The following is a 22,594-nucleotide window of genomic DNA, read 5'->3' as shown; positions in this document are numbered from 1 at the left end:
TTCGTCATGTAAGATCCGTGCTATAGGCGTTGATGATTTTCTTGACGAGTGGATGGCGGACGACGTCCGAGGCGGTAAAGTGCTCGAAATGAATCCCATCTACCCCTTCTAATAAACGAAGCGCCTCTTGTAACCCGGACGCCTTTCCTTTCGGTAAATCGACTTGTGTCAAATCCCCCGTCACAACCATTTTCGACCCGAATCCGAGACGCGTCAGGAACATCTTCATCTGTTCTTTCGTCGTGTTCTGCGCTTCATCTAAGATGACGAACGCATCTTCGAGCGTCCGTCCCCGCATGTAAGCGAGTGGGGCGACTTCAATCGTCCCGCGCTCGAGCAAACGATTCGTCTGTTCCATGCCATATACATCAAACAAAGCGTCATAAAGTGGGCGCAAGTATGGGTCGACTTTCTCTTTCAAGTCACCCGGTAAAAAGCCGAGGCTTTCACCCGCCTCCACGGCCGGACGCGTCAAGATGATTCGCTTCACTTGACCTTCTTTCAAAGCACGCACTGCGAGGACGACCGCTAAATACGTCTTCCCTGTCCCGGCCGGACCGATTCCAAAGACGAGATCACGTCGCTCGATAGCACGGACGTATCGGCTCTGACCGACCGTCTTCGCGCGAATCGGCTTGCCTTTACTCGTCGTGAACACGACACGCTCATAATGTTCGAGCAACTCGTCCCCTTTTCCGACTTGAATGTGTTGGATGACGCTAATCGCATCACTTTCGTTCAAGCGCGCACCTTTTTTGACGAGCTGCTGCAACGTCTTAACGACTTGTTTCGTGAGCTCTAACGTATCGGCGGAGTCTGCTTGAATGATGAGTTCTTCTCCTCGAGGTGTCAATGCGACGGAAAGCTCAGATTCGATCGCCTCGAACACTTCGTCTTTCGGTCCAAGGAGTGCTTGTGCTTCGTTCGCATGCTCCATGACGAACGGAATTTTATCAGTCATAATCAATGGTTGATACTCCCCCTCTTGAATAGAATGTTCCCTCTCTACTTTAGCACTATCAAGCCGTTCGTGAAAGAAAGACCGCCCCTTGCACGAGCAAAAAAGCAGTAACGAGAAGAACCGCACTTGATTGTTGGATTAAACCAACACATCAAGGCGGTTCCAGTCACTGCCTCATTCAACGCTTTCGTTTTGAGACGGGCGGCTGAATGATTTCACTCCACACGACCGCTTGTCTCACTTGTTTCATCGACATACGTGGTTGCGGACGTGTCGATTCCGCTTCCGTAAGGGGCGGAATCTTCACCGTCTGTTCGAACTCCCGGCTGACTGCCGGTTGTTGTTCTCGCCGTTTCGGCGCGTGACGGTCCGGGTCGTATGGTCGACCTAACGTTTGTTCCGGAGCCGCCGGAGCCGCGACACGACGACGCAACTTCTGTCCTTGTCCTTGTGCTTGTTTCGGTTCGTCAAGCGAACCTTCGACTTCTTTCATCATGTCGCCGACCGTATCGAGATAGCGTTTCAAGTCCGAACTTGGGGGACGCTCTCCCGTCGTCGACGAGGATTTCTCTAGCCGTTTCATGACCGCCGAGGCGATCCCGAACGCGGCGAGTAGGAGTACCCACAGTCCATCCATATCGATTACTCTCTATTGTCAGATTCGACTGGGTGACCGATCGCTTTACGCATGTCTGTATCGGCTTGGACGTTCAAGTAGTTGACGTAGTCCATAACACCGAGTTTGCCGTGGCGGAGCGCCTCGGCCATCGCGAGTGGTACTTCGGCTTCGGCAGCAACAACTTTCGCGCGCATCTCTTCGACAGAAGATTTCATCTCTTGTTCGCGGGCAATCGCCATCGCGCGGCGCTCTTCCGCTTTCGCTTGTGCAATCTTCTTGTCTGCTTCAGCTTGGTCCGTCTGAAGCACCGCACCGATGTTTTTCCCGATATCAATGTCGGCAATGTCAATCGACAGAATCTCAAACGCCGTTCCTGAATCAAGACCTTTCGTCAAGACCGTGCGTGAAATCAAGTCTGGATTCTCGAGGACGTGTTTATGATTGTTTTGCGAACCGATTGTTGAAACGACCCCTTCACCAACACGTGCAATAATCGTCTCTTCACCGGCACCCCCGACGAGTCGGTCGATGTTGGCACGGACCGTGATTCGAGCTTTCGCTTTCACTTCAATCCCATCCATCGCCACACCAGCGATGAACGGTGTTTCAATCACTTTCGGGTTAACGGACATCTGAACCGCTTCAAGCACGTTTCGACCAGCAAGATCGATGGCCGCTGCACGCTCGAACGACAATTCGATGTTCGCGCGGTGAGCAGCAATCAATGCGTTGACGACACGGTCGACGTTCCCGCCGGCAAGGAAGTGACTCTCGAGCTGGTTCGTGTTCAAACCGAGACCGGCTTTGACCGCTTTAATGAGCGGGTTGACGATTTTCGACGGGACGACGCGACGGAGTCGCATCCCAACGAGCGTAAAAATCGACACGTGAACGCCTGCTGCGAACGAGCTAATCCATAATCCTACCGGTACAAACGTGAAGAATACCGCTAGGGCAATCAAACCTCCACCTGAGATGAGTAACGTGGTCAATAATTCTGGTGTCATTCTGTTACATCCTCCTTCGGCTCTATAAAGTTCCGGACGACGACGCGTCCTGAATCGACTTTATATACCTGAATTTTAGTTTGTTGATCGAGATAGCCACCCTCTGTCACGACATCGATTCGTTCTCCTTCAATCTCAGCGGTACCCGCTGGACGAAGTGGTGTCAATGTGACGCCGACTTTGCCGAGCAAACTTTGTTTGTCGGCATGTGACAAGTAACCTTTTTCCGACGACGTCGAGTCCGTCAAGATGAGGCCCTTGTACATGAGCGATCGATTCGATTGTAAACGTCGATACGCCCAAAATCCAAGTCCGGCCACAATGGCCGTGGCCAAACCGAGTGATAACCATAGCTGACCGATCGTGGCGCCCGCCATAATCAGACTAGCGACGACGGCACCTATACCGAGCACTCCAAACAATCCAAAACCGGCAACGAACACTTCAATTCCAAGAAGGACGACCCCGACGAAAAAAACTGTCAGAATCACTCCGAGACCAAATGTCATCGTACTGCTACCCCCTTCCAAATACAAAGCTACCTCTTATCTCTAGTGTATACGAAACGAGAATGAATGTGGTTTCAGAATACGCAAAAAAAGGCAGAATCTTTTGGAATTTCCAAAAGACCCTGCCAATTTAGTTAATTCGTCAATTGTTGTTTGACAATTCGGTTCACAAGACCACCGTCTGCCTTGCCTTTAACTTGAGGCATGACGACGCCCATCACCTTACCCATATCGGACGGGGCCGACGCATTCGTCTGAGCAATCGCTGCGTTGACGATTGCGGTGACCTCTTCCTCAGAGAGTTGTTCAGGCATATAGGCTTCTAGCACGACAATCTCGTCAGCAACTTTAGAAGCAAGGTCTTCACGACCAGCGCTTTCGAATTCTCGGAGGGAGTCTCTGCGCTGTTTCATCTCTCGGTTGAGCACCGTGAGTTCCTCTTCCTCAGTTAGATCTTGTCGGCCAAATTTGATAGCCTCATTTTGGAGCGACGCTTTGACCATCCGGATCGTCGTGAGACGATCTTTTTGTTTGGCGCGCATGGCTTGCTTCATGTCGTCCGTCAAGCGTTCTTGAAGACTCATGAGCTAACACCCTCTCTACAAATGAAACTGGAATCAGAATTTCTTACGCTTACGCGCAGCTTCTGATTTCAATTTGCGTTTTACGCTTGGCTTTTCGTAGTGACGACGTTTACGAACTTCGGCAAGTGTGCCATCCTTCGAAACACCGCGTTTGAAACGACGAAGAGCGTCTTCAAGCGATTCGTTTTTACGGACACGAGTTTCCACTAGTTTTCCCTCCCTCCGAATTACACGACTAAGGAAACGTGTTTCACACGTCATATCATATTATAGTGAAATTAAGTCGTGAGGTCAACCACTAGTTCTTAATAGTCGCTGTCTGAACGACCGCCCGTGACGATGGCGATTCCAGCCGATGCCCCGATGCGCGTCGCACCAGCATCAATCATCGCTTTCGCGCCCTCGAAGTCACGTACGCCACCCGACGCTTTTACGCCGACATCTGGTCCGACTGTCTCACGCATGAGGCGAATATCCTCCACCGTCGCGCCGCCCGTCGAGAAGCCAGTCGATGTCTTCACGAAATCGGCACCAGCTTTCACAGACAACTCGGCTGCCGTCTTGATTTCTTCTTTTGTGAGTAAGCATGTTTCGAAGATGACTTTGACAAGTGTGCCGTTCGCCGCTTCTACGACTGCACGGATGTCACGCTCGACAAGCTCCAAGTCACCATCTTTTAACGCCGCGATATTAATGACCATATCGACTTCGTCTGCCCCGTTCGCAATCGCATCTTTCGTCTCGAACGCTTTTACTTCCGGCGTGTTCGCGCCAAGCGGGAAACCGATGACCGTACATACTTTGACGTCGTCATCTGACTTGAGTTGTGCTGCAGCGTACTTCACCCATGTCGGGTTGACACAAACGCTCGCGAACTTGTATTCAAGTGCTTCTTCGCAAAGCTTCGTGATTTGATCTTTCGTCGTTTCTGCCTTTAGTGCCGTGTGATCGATATAACGTGCTAATTCCATCGTGTAGTTCCTCCTTTAAACGTTGAGTCTGACATATAGGTCTGACCTCTAACATATTATCATGTTTTACGCGCTTGTAACAGCTTTCATTTAAGCAAGCTGGCGTCGTTTTCTCGTTTGGACCCAGCTGTTCCAGCTAAAGAAGAAGATGGCGAGCCAAATACACGTGAACGCGAACACGTGATATGCCGTGAACGGCTCATGGTACAGGATGACGCCAATCGCCAGACTGATTGTCGGTGCGATGAACTGCAAAAACCCAACAAGTGTGAACGGGATGTGCTGCGCTCCGTAGCCGAACAACAAGAGCGGTAACGCCGTCATGACGCCGGTCCCGAGTAGGGCGAGCCAAATAATCGGAGACGGAGTGAGGGTGAGCGTCTCCCGCGACGTCTCGAACGCGAGAAACAAAACCGCGACCGGTACAACCGCGAGCGTCTCGATGCCGAGACTGACCGTCGAGGCGAGCGGCCGTCGCTTTTTTACCATCCCGTAAAATCCGAACGTACTTGCCAAGATGAACGCAATCCAAGGGAATGAACCGTAACCAAACGTCAAGACGAGCACCCCAATCGTGGCCACCCCGACAGCGAGCCACTGGACCCGATTTAATGATTCCCGAAACACGAGCACTCCTAACACCATACTGACGAGCGGATTGATGTAATAGCCGAGTGAAGCTTCAATGATGTAACCATGGTTCACGGCCCATATGTAAACAAACCAGTTCGCACTGACGATGAACCCGTTCAACATGAAAGCGTTTCGAGTCGCTCGGTGACGTAACGCATAATTGAATTCCGTCCACTGTTTCGTCCACTTCAAGACGAGCAAGATGAATAAAAACGACCAAACGATTCGATGAGCGAGAATTTGACTGCTCGGGATTTCCTGTAGAAACTTCCAATAAATCGGGAGGATCCCCCACATGACGTATGCGCCAACCGTGGTCAAGACTCCTTTATTCAACGTATTCACCTGCCCTCTCCTACAATTAACGTCAGTTTAGTCGATGCGTTATCTACATTCAACATATTTCTTTCTTATATACAGAACAAAAAGAGGCGTGCTCGAAGCACTGCCTCTCTTCCTAAATCATTTAGTTTGAAATCGTCTCGACGGCAGCGAGCGCTTGTTCCAAATCTTCGATCAAGTCAGCTACGTCTTCAAGGCCGACAGAGATTCGAACAAGCCCGTCTGTAATCCCGAGCTCGAGGCGTCGTTCAGGCGGAATTGATGCATGCGTCATTCGTGCCGGTACACTGATGAGACTCTCGACCGCACCGAGACTTTCCGCAAGCGTGAAATAGTGCGTCTTCGCGACAATCAATTCGGCCGCTTCGGCTGATCCGACATCAAAGGCGATCATGCCGCCGAACCCGCGTGCTTGTGACGTATGAACACGCTTCGCTTCCTCACTAGCGATACTCGGATGCAAGACGCGTCCGACTGCTTCATGTTTCGTCAAGAAGTCGACGAGCGCGAGCGCGTTCGATTCGATTTCTTCCATACGGACGGCAAGCGTCTTGATGCCACGGACAACGAGGAAGCTGTCCTGTGGCCCGAGAACGGCACCGACCGAGTTTTGTAAGAACGCCAAGTCTTCACCGAGTTCTTCGGTGCGCGAGACGACGAGACCGGCAACGACGTCGCTATGGCCTCCTAAATACTTCGTCGCACTATGAAGCACGTAATCCGCTCCGAACTCGATCGGATTTTGGAAGTATGGCGTCATGAACGTATTGTCGACGACGAACAACGTCCCCGCCTCGTCCGAGATTTGACGCATCTGCTTCAAATCCGTGACGTTTAAGAGCGGGTTCGTCGGTGTCTCAACGTAAATCATTTTTGTGTTCGGCTGAAGCGCGGCGCGGACCGCCGTCTCATCGGCCGTATCGACAAAAGATGCCTCCAAGCCAAGTGATTGAAATACTCGATTGAATACACGGTACGTTCCTCCATATACATCAGAACCGACGATGACGTGGTCCCCAGATTTTAAGAGCATTAAAATCGTCGACACGGCTGCCATCCCCGATGCGAACGCAAAACCACGTGCGCCGCCCTCGATGTCTGCAATCAACGTCTCGAGTGCCGTGCGCGTCGGGTTAGCGGTACGTGAATACTCGTACCCTTCTCGCAAGTTACCGATTCCGTCTTGTTTGTATGTGCTCGTCTGATAAATCGCCGGCGTGACGGCCCCTGTAAGGGGGTCCGTCGTTTTACCGCCGTGAATGAGCGCTGTTTTTGTACGCATGTTCTGCCTCCTCGACTATCCCTTGACTTAAATAACGTTCCACACTGTCCGGCAAGATTGTAACAATCACGCCTTCGGTCATTTGATTGGCTTCTTCGACACAAGCCGCAATTGCCGCCCCAGACGAACTTCCGATGAGAAGTCCTTCACGTTTCGCCATGTGCGCCACGTAATAGAACGCGTCCTCATCTGTGATTGTAAAGATGCCATCGACGTAAGCCTCGTCTAGAAAAACCGGCCACGACTCAACCCCGATACCCTCTGTCTTATGAGGACCCGGTGCCCCGCCATTTAAAATCGACCCTTCTGGCTCGACAACGATCGTTTTCGTCCCGTTCGGTCTGAGCGTTTTCGCGACGCCCGTGAACGTCCCGCCAGAACCTGCGCCCGCAATAAAGACATCAATCTGCGGAAGATCGTGGAGTAATTCTAAAGCGAGCGTTTCGACGTACGTATCCGGATTATCAGGATTCGAGAACTGTTCAGGCAAATACGCGTCATGTTCGACTGCCAGTTCTTTCGCCCGCTCAATCGCCCCTTTCATCCCAAGCGACGTCGGGGTGTTAACTACTGTCGCACCAAGCAAGCGCATGAGTGCTTGTTTCTCTTGACTGAATTTCTCAGGCGTGACCGTCATGAGTCGAATCCCGAACTTTTGACAAGCGAGCGCGAGGCCGATGCCAGTATTGCCGGCGGTCGGTTCGACGACCGTCCCGCCCTGTGTGAGTTGACCTCGCTCAATCGCGCGTTCAATCAATTGAAGACCAAGACGATCTTTGACGCTTCCACCTGGATTTCGCATCTCCATCTTTCCAAACACTTTCACGCCTTCCGGGACAGGTAACGTCGTCAACTCGATGAGCGGAGTCCGTCCAACGAGCTCATACACATCACGGACGATCATTTACGCCTCGTCCTTGAAGATGATATGCCACTCGTCACGTTTCGCGAGCATGTCAGCCGCGAGCTTCTTCGCGCCCTCGAAATCGTGATGGTTCGCGCTTCCGCATTGAATCGGGTTTTGCGCCGGTAATTCTGTCGCATTCGCCGCGTCGCGGAGTGTCGCTTCGACGAGGTCGAGCATCGCGTCGTAATCCCCATCATTGAGCATCGTCCAATAGAAGCCTGTCTGGCAACCCATCGGCGATACATCGATGATTTGATTCGAATGACTGCGGCTGTTCTCAGCAATCAAGTGCTCGAGCGAGTGGACGGCACGCATCGGCATGAGTCCTTCGTTCGGTTGAATGAAGCGAATATCATATTTATAAATCGTATCGGCCGTTCCCTTCTTCACTCCGGCTAAACGGACGTAAGGCGCTTGTACTTTTGTATGGTCTAAGTTAAAGCTTTCGACTTTATAACTCTTCATGATTGAGTTCCTCCTGTGTGTTTCGTGGCCACTACGAGCCAAACAAATTTGTTTTTCTGTTCCATCTGTACGGAATATCCGTTGTCTTCTAAAATCGACCGAATCGTTTCTGTGTACGGATAGAATTCGCGATTCAAATCCTCAACGAGGTCCGAAAACCCATTTTCAGTTGCCCAATTAATAATTTCTGCCCGTGTTTCAACCGACTCAAACATCGTATCGAGTAAGACGAAGCGTGGCGAATTTAAATCATTCACATAGCTCTCAATCGCTTGACGCTTCTCCTCATCTGTCAAGTGGTGGAACGCATAAGACGATACGATTGAATCGACCGGTTGATCGGTCGGATAGTTTAAAAAGTCACCCGTCTTCACGTCAATCCCGAGCTTTTGCACCGCAACTTCCCGCATTTCGGTAGAAGGCTCGATTGCGATCATGTCGTGACGCTTTAAAATACGAGCACTTAAGTTACCCGTCCCGACACCAAATTCCATGACGCGTCCGTCTAATTGCTCCACAACCGCATCTAGCATCGCGTCGTATCCGGCGAACACTTCTTTGTATTGCTCATCGTGACCGTTTACCGTCTCATCGTATTGCGACGCCCACTCTTTAAAAATATCCATGAACTGAAGTCCCATCGATTCACCTCATCCTTTTTATTCCGACTATGTTGATATGTTTTATATGATTTCTATAATCAGACTTTATCAACTTTTTAGGGAAATCTCAAGTGTATTGAATCGGTTTCGTCAAACATCTTTTTAATAAAGATAATACGAGTCGGTAAAACGAAAAAAGACCCACCTTGTCATGAATGATTAGGACAAAAGTAATTGTCAGAATTTTTTAATTTGTTCAAATTCATTACCCTGAATTTCAAAAAATAAAAGGAAATCAAATCTCTATTTCGCTATGATTTTCCACAAATGGATTAAATCTTTAGAAAATGAATGGAGGAATTTATTTTGCCACAACCTAAATTTTATGTGAACGTGTCGCTTGCCACCTGTCTTGCCTTGACACCGGGTCTACTCGGACTTGGCGCCGAACCGGTCCTCGCAAAACCATCGGTCACGGAGCATCTCGCTGTCAGTGACAAACAAGAGAAACAACGTGTCGTCGTTGAACTCGTCGGCGCTCCGGCGATCGAACAGGCGAAACAAAAAGGGAAAAAGTTTAACGCCCTCTCGAAAACTGAACAAGATCGAGCGCACGGTCTCGTAAAAGCGGAACAAAAGAAGGCGAAAGACGCGATTTCGAAAAAAGGCGTCAAGGCTGAACCGCTCGAAGAGTTCACGACCGTGTTCAACGGGTTTAGTACGTTGCTGACGACAAGCGACATTCAAAAAGTCGAAGCGCTACCAGAAGTCGCGGCTGTTCACCTCGTCAACGAATACGAGCGTCCAGAAGTGAAGCCAGACATGGTGACGAGCAACGGCATGGTCCAGTCTCAACAGACATGGGGCGACTATGGTTATACCGGAGAAGGAACGGTCGTCGCCGTCATCGACACCGGTATCGATGCCGACCACCGTGACTTCAAGTTGAGTGATCAGTCAAAAGCCGAGCTCTCAGAATCCGAGGTTACATCGGCCGTGAGCGAATTCGGGATGGCCGGAGCATACATAAACGACAAAGTGCCGTACGCTTACAATTACTACGACGAGAACGATGACATCCGTGACGATTCACCGGGGGCATCGATGCATGGTATGCACGTCTCAGGAACGGTTGCCGCGAACGGCGACGAAGAGACAGGTGGATTGAAAGGCGTCGCGCCTGAAGCCCAAGTCCTCGGACTGAAAGTCTTTAGTAACGACCCGAACTATGCCTCAACATACGGAGACATTTACATCAAAGCGATTGACGATGCAATCAAGCTCGGGGCCGACGTCATCAACATGAGCCTCGGTTCGACCGCTGGATTCGTCAGTGCCGACTCTGCTGAACAGCAAGCTGTTCAACGTGCCGTCGATAACGGTGTGTTCGTGTCCATCTCTGCCGGAAACTCGGCTTACTTCGGGAATGGATTCGATTTGCCATATGCGAATAATCCAGACACCGGTGTCGTCGGTTCTCCGAGTGTCAGCTCGGCTTCGACCTCGGTCGCCTCGCTTGAGAACGACCAAATCCAACTCGACGCGTTCTCGGTCCGCTCAGGCGATCGGACGGATAAAGTCGGTTGGAAAAAACAAGATGGTCCCGCCTTCAAACATGGGGAATATGACATCGTTTACGTCGGTGACGGTCAACCTGACCAATATACTGGCAAAGACGTCAAAGGGAAAATCGTACTTGCCGTTCGGGACGGCAGTTACTTCTACTCCAACATTCAGCAGACCGCTGAAGCGAACGGTGCAGCCGGTGTCATTGTTCGCGGGACGGTCGGTCATGGCGACTATGTAAGCATGGCCTTGTCGAACCCGAAAATCCCGATGGCTTCGCTCAGCATAAAAGACGGGAACGAATTGCGCGACCGCCTTGTCGCTGGTGAACAATTCCGCATCGGCTTTAATGGGGACCGGATTAGCGTCGCTAACCGTGCGGCCGGGGCGCTATCGAACTTCACGTCGTGGGGCGTGACGCCGAACCTCGATTTCAAACCGGAAATCGCGGCACCAGGCGGACAAATCTTCTCGACTTTGAACGATGACAAATATGGACTCATGAGCGGAACGTCGATGGCGGCCCCACACGTCGCTGGTGGAGCTGCGCTCGTCTTACAACGTGTCGATGAGCAGTTCACCCTCGACGGGGTCGACCGGGTGACGATGGCGAAGAACTTGTTAATCAACACGTCAAAAGCGGTGACCGATATCGGTCCATATAATCAACAACTGAAACTAAACGTCCCGTATACGCCACGTCGCGGCGGTGCCGGCTTGATGCAGTTGCACGCGGCCGTCTCGACTCCTGCTGTCGCGTACGAGAAGACGTCGAAAGAGGCAAAAGTCGCCTTGAAGGAACTGAATCGCAGCAAAGCGACGTTCACGCTCGTCGTGAAAAACTTGTCAAATGAAGCCGTCTCGTATGACGTCTCCTCGTCACTTCAGACCGACCTAGCGATCGAGCGTACGGCTGGCCTTGTCCAAAATGCGATGGAAGCCCAACCGCTCCAAAACGCGACCGTGACCGTCAACGGGAAAGCGGTCAACTCGGTGAAGTTGAAACCGAACCAGAAGACAGAAATCAAAGTCGCTGTCGACGTCTCGAACGCACAAGTGTTGAACCCGAAAACGTTGAGCGGGCTCGTCTCAGCGAAAGACGTGTTCGAGAACGGATATTTCGTGGACGGCTTCATCCGCCTGTCTGATTCAAACGGCCCTGAAGGTAACCCGGACCTTGTCGTACCGTTCGTCGGTTTTGAAGGAGACTGGGGCAAAGCGCCAATCTTTGATGCCTCTGTTTATGAGTCAGGCTCATTCTATGAGTCAGCCGGCATGGTCGATCAAGCCGGTAACTATTTAGGTGCTAAGTTAGACAAGTCATTAAACTTCGATGCGATCGCCTTCTCGCCAGACGGGGACGGCGTGAAAGACGCCGCGACACCGGTCTTCTCGTTGCTCCGAAACGCGAAAGACGTGAAGTACCGCATCGTCGATGAATCCGGGAATGTCGTCCGTACCCTCCGTCACGATGCGGAGTTGCGGAAGAACTACTTTGATGGCGGACGGAACACCCCGTACTACTACTCGGCATCCTACAAGTGGGATGGTCAACTGAACGGAAAACCGGCACCAGCTGGTAAGTACTTCTACGAGATCGAAGCAAGTATCGATTACATGAAGAAGCAAGCCCAGACGCTTCGCTTCCCAGTCAAGGTCGACTACACGGATCCGACCTTCACAGCGAAATGGCAAGGTGACAGCTTGACGGTCCAAGCGAAAGACGACTTTGCTGGCGTCCGTTCGGTCGAGTACCTCGTCAACGGGAAAGCCGTTGCGACATCTGCTGACACGACAGCGACACATACGTTCGCTTCGCTCGCCGAGAGCGACTCAATTAGCGTCCGTGTGACGGATCATGCTGGGAACGCGACGACGAAAGCGGTGGCGTACTCAAACGACGCCGACAAGCCAGGCGTCTTCTTGACAGCCCCGCTCGCGCTCGCACCGTACGCGACTTCGGTCATCCCAATCGCCGGTTCGATTCAAGACGCCTCTGCGATTCAATCGTTCCAAGTCGATGGCACGGACGTCCCACTCACATGGAACGAGACGACGAAGCGCTATGACTTCAACACGACACGGACGTTTGCCGACGGTGTGCATAAGTTACGTTTCGTCGCTGAAGATGCGGCTGGGAACGTTGCGAACTTCCAACGGACGATCTTTGTCGATGCGACACCCGCGACAATCTCGTTCGGGAAGCTTCCGAAAGCGATTAACAAGAACCAGCAGTCTGTCCGTTTGGACGTGACGGTAAAAGACAACTTTGACGAAGTGAAGTTACTCGTCAATGGAGATTTGAAGTTCAGCCAAACGCTCAAGGCGCCATATGAGATGCGCCCGTTCTCTCGGACCGAGACGATCACGCTACCTGTCGTCTCTGGTAAGAACACGTTCACGTTCGAGGCGGTTGATCTCGCAGGGAACGTCACGAAAGAGACAATCACATTGACGAAGAAATAAAAATAGCTCTTGCCGCGTGCGGCAAGAGCTATTTTCACGTCAATTCAAGCGCATAGGAGATGGCAGCGAGCGCATAGAGCGGCGCCGTCTCCGAACGCAAGATGCGAGGGCCGAACGCACAGGCCTGTGCCCCACGTTCCTTCCACTCGTTCACTTCTTCATCTGCAAAGCCACCTTCTGGTCCAACGATGAGCAGTAGTTTGTCCCCAGGTCGAAGTGCTTGTAACATGGTCGCAAAGACCGCTTTCTCCCCTTGCTTCGCTTCTTCCTCATAGGCGAGTCCGACGGCATCGAACGAACCCAGCCGGTCTGTCAGTTCCCGTGGTGTGACGTAATGGCACATCGGGACGACGGCACGATACGACTGTTCGGCCGCCTCCTGCATGATCTTTTGAAGACGCTCGACTTTTTTCGGCGCCTTTTTCGCGTCCCACTTCGCAACCGACCGTTTCGACTCGAAGAGAAGCAATTGATGCACCCCGAGCTCGGTCGCTTTTTGCGCGACGAGTTCGACTTTATCGCCTTTCGGAAGCGCGTAGGCGAGCGTCACATCAATCGGCAGTTCGGTCGTCGCTCGGCGTTTCGTGATTACGTGCGCTGTCCCTGACTTCTTCTCGAGCGTCACGACCTCGGCCTCGTATTCCCATCCTTCTCCGTCGAGAAGGACGAGGCGATAGCCAGGTTGTTCGCGGAGCACGGTTCCGATATGATGGGCGACATCCGCTGGAAGTGCGACGTGGTCATTCGCGAACGCATCGCGATTTAGAAAGTATCGTTGCATACGCTCACCCCTTCTTCGCGATGATGGCAACCCAGTCTTCCATGACACGCGTCTCTTCGATGACAAAACCAGCCGCTTGGAGCGCCTCGGCGACTTCCGCCCGCTTTTGACCGATGATGCCGGACGTGATGAAGTAGCCACCGGACTTGACGCGTGCATACGCATCCTCGATAAAGAGTAAGATGACGTCCGCAAGGATATTGGCGACGATCAGGTCGTACGTGCCGTCCATCCCTTTCAACAAATCGCCCGTCTTGACCGTGATGCGTTCCTCGACACCGTTCGTCTCGACGTTTTGACGCGCCGATTCGACGGCAACGGAATCCAAATCGAGTGCCTCGACGTGTGACGCGCCGAGTTTCGCGGCCGCGATGGCGAGCACACCCGAACCTGTCCCGACGTCAATCAAGCGGTCACCCGGTTGGATGTAGTTCTCAATCGCTTGGATGCAAAGCATTGTCGTCGGATGTGTGCCCGTCCCAAACGCCATACCCGGGTCGAGGAGAATCACGTTCTCTTCTGGTTGCGGCTCATAGTCCTCCCAGAGCGGGACGATCGTAAGCTGTTGCGAGATTTTGACGGGTTTATAATATTGTTTCCACGAGTGGGCCCAATCTTCTTCGTCCATCTCTGCAACGGTCACTTCCCCGCTGCCGATGTCCAAGATGTCCCGCAACCGCTCGACTTCTTTTTTAAATGCGGCGAGCGTGTCCTGGAAATCGCTTGACGCCGGGACGTACGCTTTGACGAACACACCTGAGGTCGGATACGACTCGCGTCCCGAAACGTCCCAAATCTCTCCGAAATGGTCTTCTGCCATCATCTGGTCGTAATCTTCGACATCCTCGATGACGACCCCTTGTGCCCCCACTTCATGTAGTAAATTCGATACGGCTTCAACCGCCTGCTGTGTCGTGTGGACACAAATTTCAGACCATTTCATCGCTTGAACACGCTCCTTTTAGTGACTAAAAAACTTTTTCATTTTTTGGAACAATCCATGTTGTTCTTCGACACCTGCTTCTCCACCGATCTCTTCGAACTCACGAAGTAGCTCTTTTTGTCGGTCCGTCATATTCGTCGGGGTCATGACGACGATGGTCACGTATTGATCCCCATGGCCACCACCGCGGACGCTCGGCATCCCTTTTCCGCGAAGACGGAATTTCGATCCGGTCTGTGTGCCGGCCGGGACTTTCAAGCTGACTTTTCCGTGGACGGTCGGCACTTCGATTTCGGCGCCAAGTGCTGCCTGAGCGAACGTGACCGGCATCTCCATTGCGATATGTTGGTCGACGCGCTCAAAAATCTCATGACCGCGGACACGGACGACGACGTATAAATCTCCAGCCGGTCCGCCATTAAAACCAGGACCGCCTTTTCCAGACATCCGAATCTGTTGGCCGTTGTCAATCCCAGCTGGAATTTTCACTTCCACACGTTGCTTCTTCTTGACGTGGCCTGAACCGTGACACGTCGGACACTTTTCTTTAATCGTCTTCCCTGTCCCGTGACATTGACTACATGGCCGTTGGTTGACCATCCGGCCGAGAATCGTATTCTGTTCAACCGTCTCGACCCCACTACCACCACAACGGCCGCACGTCTCTGGTTTCGTCCCCGGTTTGGCACCACTGCCCATACACGTGTCACATTCGACTTCAATCTCGAGTTCGATTGTCTCCGTCTTACCCGTCACGCTTTCCATGAAGTCGAGGTCGACGACATATTGATAGTCTTCCCCTCGACGCGGCGCGTTCGGATCTTGACGGCGTCCGCCGCCACCGAAGAACATGTCGAAAATGTCACCAAATCCACCTTGGAAGTCGCCGCCACCGAACTGGCTCGCCCCTTCAAAACCAAATCGGTCGTATTGGGCCCGTTTCTGCTCATCGGACAATACTTCATACGCCTCGCCGATCTCTTTGAATTTATCTGCCGCATCCGGCTCTTGGTTAATGTCTGGATGATATTCTCGCGCGAGCTTCCGATACGCTCGTTTAATGTCTTGCGCCGAGGCCGATTTATCTAGGCCAAGCACTTCATAATAATCTCGTTTCGCCACGTCAGTCTCTCCTATCTCGTCTTTAAAGTTCGAATTTACCGATTCTACCTTAACATAGAAAGAGCCAAAGCAGAAACCTGCTTTGGCGCCCTCCCATCAGTTTTATTATTTGCGGTCGTCGAGATCTTCAAACTCGGCGTCGACGACGTTGTCGTCTTTCGCTTCCGTCTGTGTCTCGGCGCCTTCAGCACCTTGCTCTTCAGCCATGCTCGCATATACTTTTTGCGTCAACTCTTGAACGACGTTCGACAATTCGTCTTTCGCCGTACGAATTGCTTCAAGGTCTGTGCCTTCGAGCGCAGACTTCGCTTTTTCTTTCGCTGCTTCCGCGCGCTCTTTGTCGGCCGCATCCACTTTGTCGCCAAGGTCTTTAATCGCCTTGTCTGTCGCGAAGACGAGCTGGTCTGTCTCGTTACGAAGTTCGGCTTCCTCTTTACGCTGCTTGTCCGCTTCTGCGTTCGCTTCCGCTTCCTTCACCATGCGCTCGATTTCAGCCTCATCGATTCCTGAAGACGATTGAATTGTGATCGATTGTTCTTTGTTCGTGCCGAGGTCTTTCGCCGAAACGTGTACAATCCCGTTCGCGTCGATATCGAATTTGACTTCGACTTGTGGCACACCACGTGGTGCCGGCGGGATGTCCGTCAATTGGAAACGACCGAGCGTCTTGTTATCCGGCGCCATCGGACGCTCCCCTTGAAGAACGTGGATATCGACGGCTGGCTGGTTGTCCGCCGCTGTCGAGAACACTTGTGACTTCGATGTCGGGATTGTCGTGTTGCGATCGATCAACTTCGTCATGACGCCGCCCATCGTCTCAATTCCGAGCGAAAGTGGTGTGACGTCGAGAAGGACAACATCTTTCACGTCACCGGCAAGGACGCCGCCTTGAATCGCAGCTCCGAGGGCAACGACTTCATCCGGGTTCACGCCTTTGAACGGCTCTTTCTTCGTGAAATCATGAATCGCTTTTTGGACTGCAGGAATACGCGTCGAACCACCGACGAGGATAATCTTGTCAAGGTCAGACGGTGTGAGACCTGAGTCTTTCAAGGCGCGACGCGTCGGTTCCATCGTGCGCTCGACGAGGTCGGCTGTCAATTCGTCAAATTTCGCACGCGTGAGCGTCGTCTCCAAGTGAAGTGGGCCAGCCGCTCCGGCCGTGATGAACGGGAGGCTGATGTGCGCGCTTGTCACGCCCGAGAGGTCTTTTTTCGCTTTCTCGGCCGCATCTTTCAAACGCTGGAGCGCCATCTTGTCTTGTGCAAGGTCGATGCCGTTCTCTTTTTTGAACTCTTGAACGAGGTAGTCGATGACTTTTTGGTCGAAGTCGTCCCCACCGAGACGGTTGTCTCCGGCTGTCGCGACAACTTCAAAGACGCCATCGCCAAGCTCGAGAATCGAGACGTCGAACGTACCGCCACCGAGGTCATAAATTAAGATCGTGTGGTCTTCGCCTTTATCGAGACCGTAAGCGAGTGCCGCTGCTGTCGGCTCGTTGATGATTCGTTTAACGTCGAGACCAGCGATTTTCCCTGCGTCTTTCGTCGCTTGACGCTCTGCATCGTTGAAGTAGGCAGGAACGGTGATGACCGCTTCTGTGACTGACTCACCGAGGTAGTCTTCTGCGTCTTTTTTCAACTTTTGCAAGATGATGGCAGAGATTTCTTGTGGCGTGAACTTCTTGCCGTCGACTTCTACTGTATGTGATGTGCCCATGTGACGTTTAATCGATTGGATCGTGTTCGGGTTCGTGATCGCTTGACGTTTTGCGACTTCTCCGACTTGACGCTCTTCTCCTTTAAAAGCGACGACAGAAGGTGTCGTACGGTTCCCTTCCGCGTTCGAGATGACGACTGCTTCGCCACCTTCCATTACTGCCACACATGAGTTTGTTGTCCCTAAGTCAATTCCGATAATTTTACCCATTGTCGATTCCTCCATCTAGTTAAGTAATGTTATTCTGCGACTTTTACCATGCTCGGACGAATGACGCGCCCGTGCATCGTGTACCCTTTTTGTAGTTCCATCGTCACGACGCCAGATTCGAACTCATCGCTCGGCTCCTGCATGACCGCTTGATGGAAATTCGGGTCAAACGTTTGACCGACCGCGTCGATCGCCTCGACTTGTTCCCCGTTCAATACATCGAGAAGCTGGCGATGAATCATATCTACGCCCGCTTGGATTTGTTTCGCATCGTCGGACGTCGCTTCGACTTGAAGCGCCCGCTCAAAGTTATCCAGTAGCGGAATCAACTTCTCGACGACCGACTGTGAAGCGAACTTGATGCGTTTCGCGTTCTCTTCGTTCGTGCGACGGCGGAAGTTGTCAAAATCAGCGCGAATGCGAAGCTCGCTCGCTTTTAGCGTTTCGATTTCTTTTTCATAATCCGTCCCCTCAGAACTTTCTTCCACATTCTGAGCATTTGAAACCTCGTCTCCTTCGACTTCAGCGGCTTCTTGTTTCGGCTCAAAATCTTTCTCTTCGAGCACTTCGTCCTTATCTGGACCGTTCTGGTTGTCAACTGTCATGTTGAGGCTCCTTTCCGTCACTCTTCTAATTTCGTTCGCCTGAGCGCTTCAATTAATTGTCCCATCATCTGGACACCGTGCCGATAGTCCATCCGTGTCGGTCCAATCATCGCGATCGTACCGAACGTCTTCCCGTCGAGCGTATAGTCCGACGTGATGACGCTACAGTTTTGAAGCGCTAGGATGCCGTTCTCGCTCCCAATGCTCACATAAATCTCACGGTTTGGCAACGATTCGAGCCAATCGGTCAACCGCTCCTGTTCATCGATCCATTCTAGGAACGGGCGGAGCGTGTCGAGCGTTTGAAACTCCGGTTGATTGAAGATGTTCTTCTTCCCACCTAAGTAGAGCGAGGTGGGATGTTGCAATCCGGCAGTCGATTGAATCAGTTGCAGCATATGCTCATACTGTTCTCGATTCGCGAGCTGAAGCGTTGAGACTTCCTCGCTGAGACGTGATTTCAACTGTCCGATTGGTGTTCCTTTCAACCGATCGTTCAAGAAGCGAATCATCTCCTCAATCATGTCCGGTGCCATCGGTGATTCAAAGACGACCGTCCGATGCTCAACGTGACCTTGGTCCGTTAAAATCAACACGACGCCGCGCCGTTCATCGAGTGGCATCAAGTCGATTCGGGCCAGACGATTCATTTGACTGTTCGGACCGAGTGCGACCGTCGTATAGTTGGTCAAATCAGAGAGAAGGTCGGCGGCTTGGCGAATGAGCAAATCCGACTCTTGCGCGGACGCCCGTAACCGTTCACCGAGATGATGCGTTTCCCGCTCATCAATCACTCGCTTCTCAACGAGATGGTCAACATAATAGCGATAACCGACCTCAGAAGGAATGCGTCCGGCTGAAGTGTGCGGCTTCTCGATCAGACCTAAATCTTCCAAATCAGCCATATCGTTTCGAATCGTCGCTGAACTGAACGAAAGGTCGTCTCGTTTCGATAGTGTCCGCGACCCGACCGGTTGCGCTGTTTGAATGTAGTCATCAATGATGGCTCGTAAAATGAGCAACTGTCTCTCTGTCAGCACGTCCTCACTCCTCTCCGAATGGTTGGCCTCGCTTTATTAGCACTCATATTTACTGAGTGCTAATCACACTTCAAATATTATCATGTTCTCCATATTTGTCAATTCATTCGCTATATTTTTTACTCATTATTGAAGTCGCCGCCGATGCATCTTTCGATTCATTTCGGTATCATACGAAATGAGGTGATGAGATGTTTACAACACAACAATTTGACGTATTCACACAAGATGGACTCGATGCGCGCATGGACGGCATTCGTTCGACGATTCAGCCGCTCTTCCATCAAATCTATGAGGAAGTCGGTCCACAACTTGAAGCGGACGTCGGAATCCCCCTTTACCTGCACGTCGCCAAACACGCGCGCCGTACGGTCAATCCGCCGAAAGATACGTGGATGGCCATTTGCCACGACAAACGCGGCTACAAGAAACACCCGCACTTCCAGGTCGGTCTATTCGACGATCGGGTCTTCGTCTGGCTCGCGTTCATCTATGAGATGCCGAACAAGGCAGCCATTGCTGAACGTCTCATGAAGATTGACGTCAAGACGGCGTTCCCGGACTTCCACATTGCCGGTGACCATATGAAGAAGGAAGCGTTCCTACTTGAAGATACTTCTCAAGAGGCGATTGACACGATTTTAGAGCGGTTCAAAGAAGTGAAGAAAGCCGACTTTTTAATCGGTCGCCAACTTCCGGCCGATGCGTCCATCCTCCAAAACGAGGCAGCCTTCCTCGCGCTCGTCGAGGACACGTTTAGCCGGCTTACGCCGATTTATCGCGACCTCGTCTTATAACGCAAAAAGGGAATCCATTGTGGATTCCCTTTTTGTATGCGCCATTTACTGGACCGCATCGACATCGACGCGGGCTTCACCGATGAACGCAGCAAACGCCTCGTTGGCGAGCGGAAGACCCGACTTGGTCAGACGGACGTGTGTGTCTGTCCGTTCGATTAACTGCTTCGCTTCAAGGTCAGCCAAGACGTGACCGAACACGACTTCCATCGACTTGCCGTACTTCGCTTCAAACGTCTCGAAGGCTACACCAGAACGCATGCGAAGACCGAGGAAAAGCTCCTCTTCCATCTTCTCGACCATCTCGAGCGGCGTCGTATTGCGAACCGGTAACCCTTCCGCTTTAATATAGTGCGGGATGGGTGCGATGTTCGCCCGACGCTCCCCGTTCAAATAACTGTGCGCCCCGGCGCCGAAGCCATAATACTCTTCGTTGCGCCAATACACTTGGTTGTGACGGCTCTCCCGTCCATCAAGACTGTAGTTCGAAATCTCATACTGCTTCAACCCATGCTTCTCGAGCGTCTCCATCACTTTCAAATACATCGCGACTTCGATGTCTTCGCCCGGCAACCGAAGCTTGCCTTTTCGCTCTTGAATCGCGAAAACGGTATGCGGCTCGAGAATCAACGAGTATGAGGAAACGTGTTGAATCGGCAGCTTGAACGCCAAGTCCAAGTCACGCTCGATTTGTTCGAGCGTCTGTTCAGGGAGACCGAACATGAGGTCGATGGAAATGTTATCGAACCGTTTCGCCGCCTCGTTGACGGTGTGGAAAACATCATCGGCCCGATGCGTCCGGCCAATCCGTTCCAAACCGCCGTCATCAAACGTCTGCACGCCGAAACTGAGGCGATTGACACCCCCTCGCTTCATCGTATCGAGTTTCTCGAGACTAACGAAGTTCGGATTCGCTTCGACGGAATACTCAAGCGTCGACGTCGCAAGCGGCAACAGGTGTCGCTCAACCATATCCATGAGACGTTTCATCTGCGCCTCATTGAGCGCGGTCGGTGTCCCGCCTCCGATAAAAATTGTCTCAATCTCATCCGTCGGATAGTGCTCAAGCGACAGGATAATTTCGCGTTCTAACGCATCTAAATAATCATCAACCGGTTGGTTCTTCAAGAACACCTTGTTGAAATCGCAGTAATAGCAAATATGTTCACAAAATGGAATGTGAAGATATACGGCTTTAGCCATAAGCGGCCACCCCTTTCTTCTCTTTCCATTTATAACGTTTTTTGCGCCGCGATGCCACTATGCGTGTTCAGTCGAATCGGTGGATGAATAGTCCGCTCTTCAGTTTCGGTTCGAACCATGTCGATTTCGGCGGCATTTGCCCGGCTCCGTCCGCGACGCGCATCAGTTCCTTCATCGCCGTCGCCGGACACGTCAAGACGACGACGTCCGGTCGCTCCGATAAGGCAACGAGTCGCGTGATGGCCTCTTTTCCGCCGACAAAATCAATCCGTTCGTCGGTCCGGACGTCCTCGACATGAAAGTACGGCTCAAGAATATCGCGCTGGAGCGTCGCGACGTCTATTGCATCGACGTCTTGTCGCTTCGTTAGCTTGTAATGCTCTCCGCGATAAGCCAACCCGAACGTCGCACCCGTAGTCGGAACAAAGATTTTATCCGTCGCTTCAATCTCGTAACTGAAGGAGAGGCCGTCTAAGAGCGACGCCACCTCTTCCGGCGCCACATCGTATAGGACGCGATGGTACGGTAAAATCGTCAACTCATCGCTCGGGAAGAGGACGCCGAGAAAATGATCACGCTCAAGTTTTGACGTTTCTCCTGACGACGCGTTCGAAGCCACGACCGCTGCCGCTTTCGCCCGATGGTGTCCATCTGCGATATAGACGGCCGGTATGCTTGCCCCGAGCATGATGAGCCGCGCTCGATCCTTCGATGGGACGGCGTACCCTTCATGGACGACCCCTCGATCGTCCGTGAACGCGAACAGCGGCTCCCCGGCGGTCGCGTCGGCTAAGATGCGCCGTACCCCTTCATCTGGGGCGTGGCTCAGGAGAATCGGCCCGGTGTGGGCTCGTGTCGCCGTCACGTGTTCGACGCGCTCTTCTTCTTTCGCTTTTCGCGTATGCTCGTGAATCTTGATGCGGCCAGCGGCGTAATCGTTCACGGAAAACGTGGCGACGAGTCCGGTCTGAACCCGACCTTGGTCGGTTAACCGATACACGTAAAACCCTTCCTCGCGTTTAGACAGTTCAGTGGCGTAGAGCCGTTCGAGCTCTTGCCTCGCTCGACGTCCCCACTCGTGTAACGACATGCCTTCGTCAAACACTTCCGGCTTATCGACCGCAAGAAACGAATTCGGATAAGTTTGTAGCGTTCGTTTCGCCTCTTCGACCGAGACGACGTCATACGGATCGGCGGCGACGCTTTCCGCATGATGCGGCACATACGGGGCAAACGGTTTAAAGATGACCATCTCTCTTC

22 protein-coding genes are annotated in these 22,594 nt (G+C 52.2%); 2 read left to right on the top strand and 20 right to left on the bottom strand.

From position 1 onward, the window contains the following. Positions 1–4: 4 nt before the first annotated feature. The 12 genes from KNP92_RS04780 to KNP92_RS04725 form a co-directional block, all read right to left on the bottom strand. Positions 5–961: a PhoH family protein gene (locus KNP92_RS04780; protein ID WP_214837977.1), complete on the bottom strand. Its 957-nt coding sequence runs from the start codon at positions 959–961 to the stop codon at positions 5–7. Positions 962–1,139: 178 nt separating this feature from the next. Beyond that, a complete protein-coding gene (locus tag KNP92_RS04775) occupies positions 1,140–1,598 on the bottom strand; it encodes a hypothetical protein (protein ID WP_214837974.1) in 459 nt (152 codons plus the stop codon). 5 nt (positions 1,599–1,603) lie between these two features. Further along, positions 1,604–2,587, bottom strand: coding sequence for a flotillin-like protein FloA (gene floA / locus KNP92_RS04770; RefSeq protein ID WP_034809426.1), 984 nt, complete (start codon positions 2,585–2,587; stop codon positions 1,604–1,606). Further along, a complete protein-coding gene (locus tag KNP92_RS04765) occupies positions 2,584–3,078 on the bottom strand; it encodes an NfeD family protein (RefSeq protein WP_353047932.1) in 495 nt (164 codons plus the stop codon). The genes floA and KNP92_RS04765 overlap by 4 nt, the downstream gene beginning before the upstream one ends. Before the next feature lie 152 nt (positions 3,079–3,230). Then, entirely contained in the window at positions 3,231–3,680 is a 450-nt protein-coding gene (locus KNP92_RS04760) for a GatB/YqeY domain-containing protein (protein WP_214837958.1), read from the bottom strand. 33 nt (positions 3,681–3,713) lie between these two features. Continuing rightward, a complete protein-coding gene (gene rpsU, locus KNP92_RS04755; protein WP_029334745.1) occupies positions 3,714–3,908 on the bottom strand; it encodes a 30S ribosomal protein S21 in 195 nt (64 codons plus the stop codon). Between the two features lie 77 nt (positions 3,909–3,985). Beyond that, the gene (deoC, locus tag KNP92_RS04750) at positions 3,986–4,651 is read right to left on the bottom strand and encodes a deoxyribose-phosphate aldolase (RefSeq protein WP_214837955.1); all 666 of its coding nucleotides are present in this window, start codon (positions 4,649–4,651) and stop codon (positions 3,986–3,988) included. A gap of 90 nt (positions 4,652–4,741) precedes the next feature. Further along, entirely contained in the window at positions 4,742–5,629 is an 888-nt protein-coding gene (gene rarD / locus KNP92_RS04745; protein ID WP_260564072.1) for an EamA family transporter RarD, read from the bottom strand. A 121-nt stretch (positions 5,630–5,750) separates the two neighbouring features. After that, positions 5,751–6,908, bottom strand: coding sequence for a bifunctional cystathionine gamma-lyase/homocysteine desulfhydrase (locus KNP92_RS04740; RefSeq protein WP_214837952.1), 1,158 nt, complete (start codon positions 6,906–6,908; stop codon positions 5,751–5,753). Further along, entirely contained in the window at positions 6,874–7,812 is a 939-nt protein-coding gene (locus KNP92_RS04735) for a PLP-dependent cysteine synthase family protein (RefSeq protein WP_214837949.1), read from the bottom strand. Before KNP92_RS04735 ends, KNP92_RS04740 begins: the two co-directional genes overlap by 35 nt. Continuing rightward, on the bottom strand, positions 7,813–8,280 hold the full coding sequence (locus KNP92_RS04730) for an S-ribosylhomocysteine lyase (RefSeq protein WP_214837946.1): 468 nt from the start codon (positions 8,278–8,280) through the stop codon (positions 7,813–7,815). Continuing rightward, positions 8,277–8,921, bottom strand: coding sequence for a class I SAM-dependent methyltransferase (locus KNP92_RS04725; RefSeq protein WP_214837943.1), 645 nt, complete (start codon positions 8,919–8,921; stop codon positions 8,277–8,279). The genes KNP92_RS04730 and KNP92_RS04725 overlap by 4 nt, the downstream gene beginning before the upstream one ends. A 327-nt stretch (positions 8,922–9,248) precedes the next feature. Here KNP92_RS04725 and KNP92_RS04720 point away from each other — a divergent pair, with 327 nt between their 5' ends. After that, positions 9,249–12,914, top strand: a complete 3,666-nt coding sequence (locus tag KNP92_RS04720) for a S8 family serine peptidase (protein WP_214837940.1) — start codon at positions 9,249–9,251, stop codon at positions 12,912–12,914. 34 nt (positions 12,915–12,948) lie between these two features. On the opposite strand, the gene KNP92_RS04715 is transcribed toward KNP92_RS04720, so the two are convergent. The 6 genes from KNP92_RS04715 to hrcA form a co-directional block, all read right to left on the bottom strand. After that, a complete protein-coding gene (locus tag KNP92_RS04715; RefSeq protein ID WP_214837937.1) occupies positions 12,949–13,695 on the bottom strand; it encodes a 16S rRNA (uracil(1498)-N(3))-methyltransferase in 747 nt (248 codons plus the stop codon). A gap of 4 nt (positions 13,696–13,699) precedes the next feature. Then, entirely contained in the window at positions 13,700–14,638 is a 939-nt protein-coding gene (gene prmA / locus KNP92_RS04710) for a 50S ribosomal protein L11 methyltransferase (RefSeq protein WP_214837934.1), read from the bottom strand. 18 nt (positions 14,639–14,656) lie between these two features. Beyond that, positions 14,657–15,760, bottom strand: a complete 1,104-nt coding sequence (gene dnaJ, locus KNP92_RS04705) for a molecular chaperone DnaJ (RefSeq protein ID WP_214837931.1) — start codon at positions 15,758–15,760, stop codon at positions 14,657–14,659. Between the two features lie 105 nt (positions 15,761–15,865). Beyond that, a complete protein-coding gene (dnaK, locus tag KNP92_RS04700; protein ID WP_214837927.1) occupies positions 15,866–17,689 on the bottom strand; it encodes a molecular chaperone DnaK in 1,824 nt (607 codons plus the stop codon). A gap of 29 nt (positions 17,690–17,718) precedes the next feature. Next, positions 17,719–18,294, bottom strand: coding sequence for a nucleotide exchange factor GrpE (gene grpE / locus KNP92_RS04695; RefSeq protein WP_214837924.1), 576 nt, complete (start codon positions 18,292–18,294; stop codon positions 17,719–17,721). 17 nt (positions 18,295–18,311) lie between these two features. Continuing rightward, positions 18,312–19,334, bottom strand: coding sequence for a heat-inducible transcriptional repressor HrcA (gene hrcA / locus KNP92_RS04690; RefSeq protein ID WP_214837921.1), 1,023 nt, complete (start codon positions 19,332–19,334; stop codon positions 18,312–18,314). 191 nt (positions 19,335–19,525) lie between these two features. Here hrcA and KNP92_RS04685 point away from each other — a divergent pair, with 191 nt between their 5' ends. Next, on the top strand, positions 19,526–20,131 hold the full coding sequence (locus KNP92_RS04685) for a DUF1054 domain-containing protein (protein ID WP_214837917.1): 606 nt from the start codon (positions 19,526–19,528) through the stop codon (positions 20,129–20,131). A gap of 45 nt (positions 20,132–20,176) precedes the next feature. Here the strand turns inward: KNP92_RS04685 and hemW are convergent, their stop codons facing one another. Both hemW and KNP92_RS04675 read right to left on the bottom strand, forming a co-directional pair. Further along, complete coding sequence (gene hemW / locus KNP92_RS04680; RefSeq protein WP_214837914.1) at positions 20,177–21,334, bottom strand: radical SAM family heme chaperone HemW; 1,158 nt, start codon at positions 21,332–21,334, stop codon at positions 20,177–20,179. A 67-nt stretch (positions 21,335–21,401) separates the two neighbouring features. Beyond that, positions 21,402–22,586 (bottom strand): DUF1015 domain-containing protein, encoded by a 1,185-nt coding sequence (locus KNP92_RS04675; RefSeq protein WP_214837911.1) that lies wholly within the window; start codon positions 22,584–22,586, stop codon positions 21,402–21,404. Positions 22,587–22,594: the final 8 nt, after the last annotated feature.

Origin of the sequence: Exiguobacterium sp. s122 (assembly GCF_018618475.1) — a bacterium.
Taxonomy (GTDB): domain Bacteria; phylum Bacillota; class Bacilli; order Exiguobacteriales; family Exiguobacteriaceae; genus Exiguobacterium; species Exiguobacterium himgiriensis.
The sequence above is the reverse complement of the archived record's forward strand: the minus strand, read 5'-3'. Positions and strand labels throughout refer to the sequence as shown.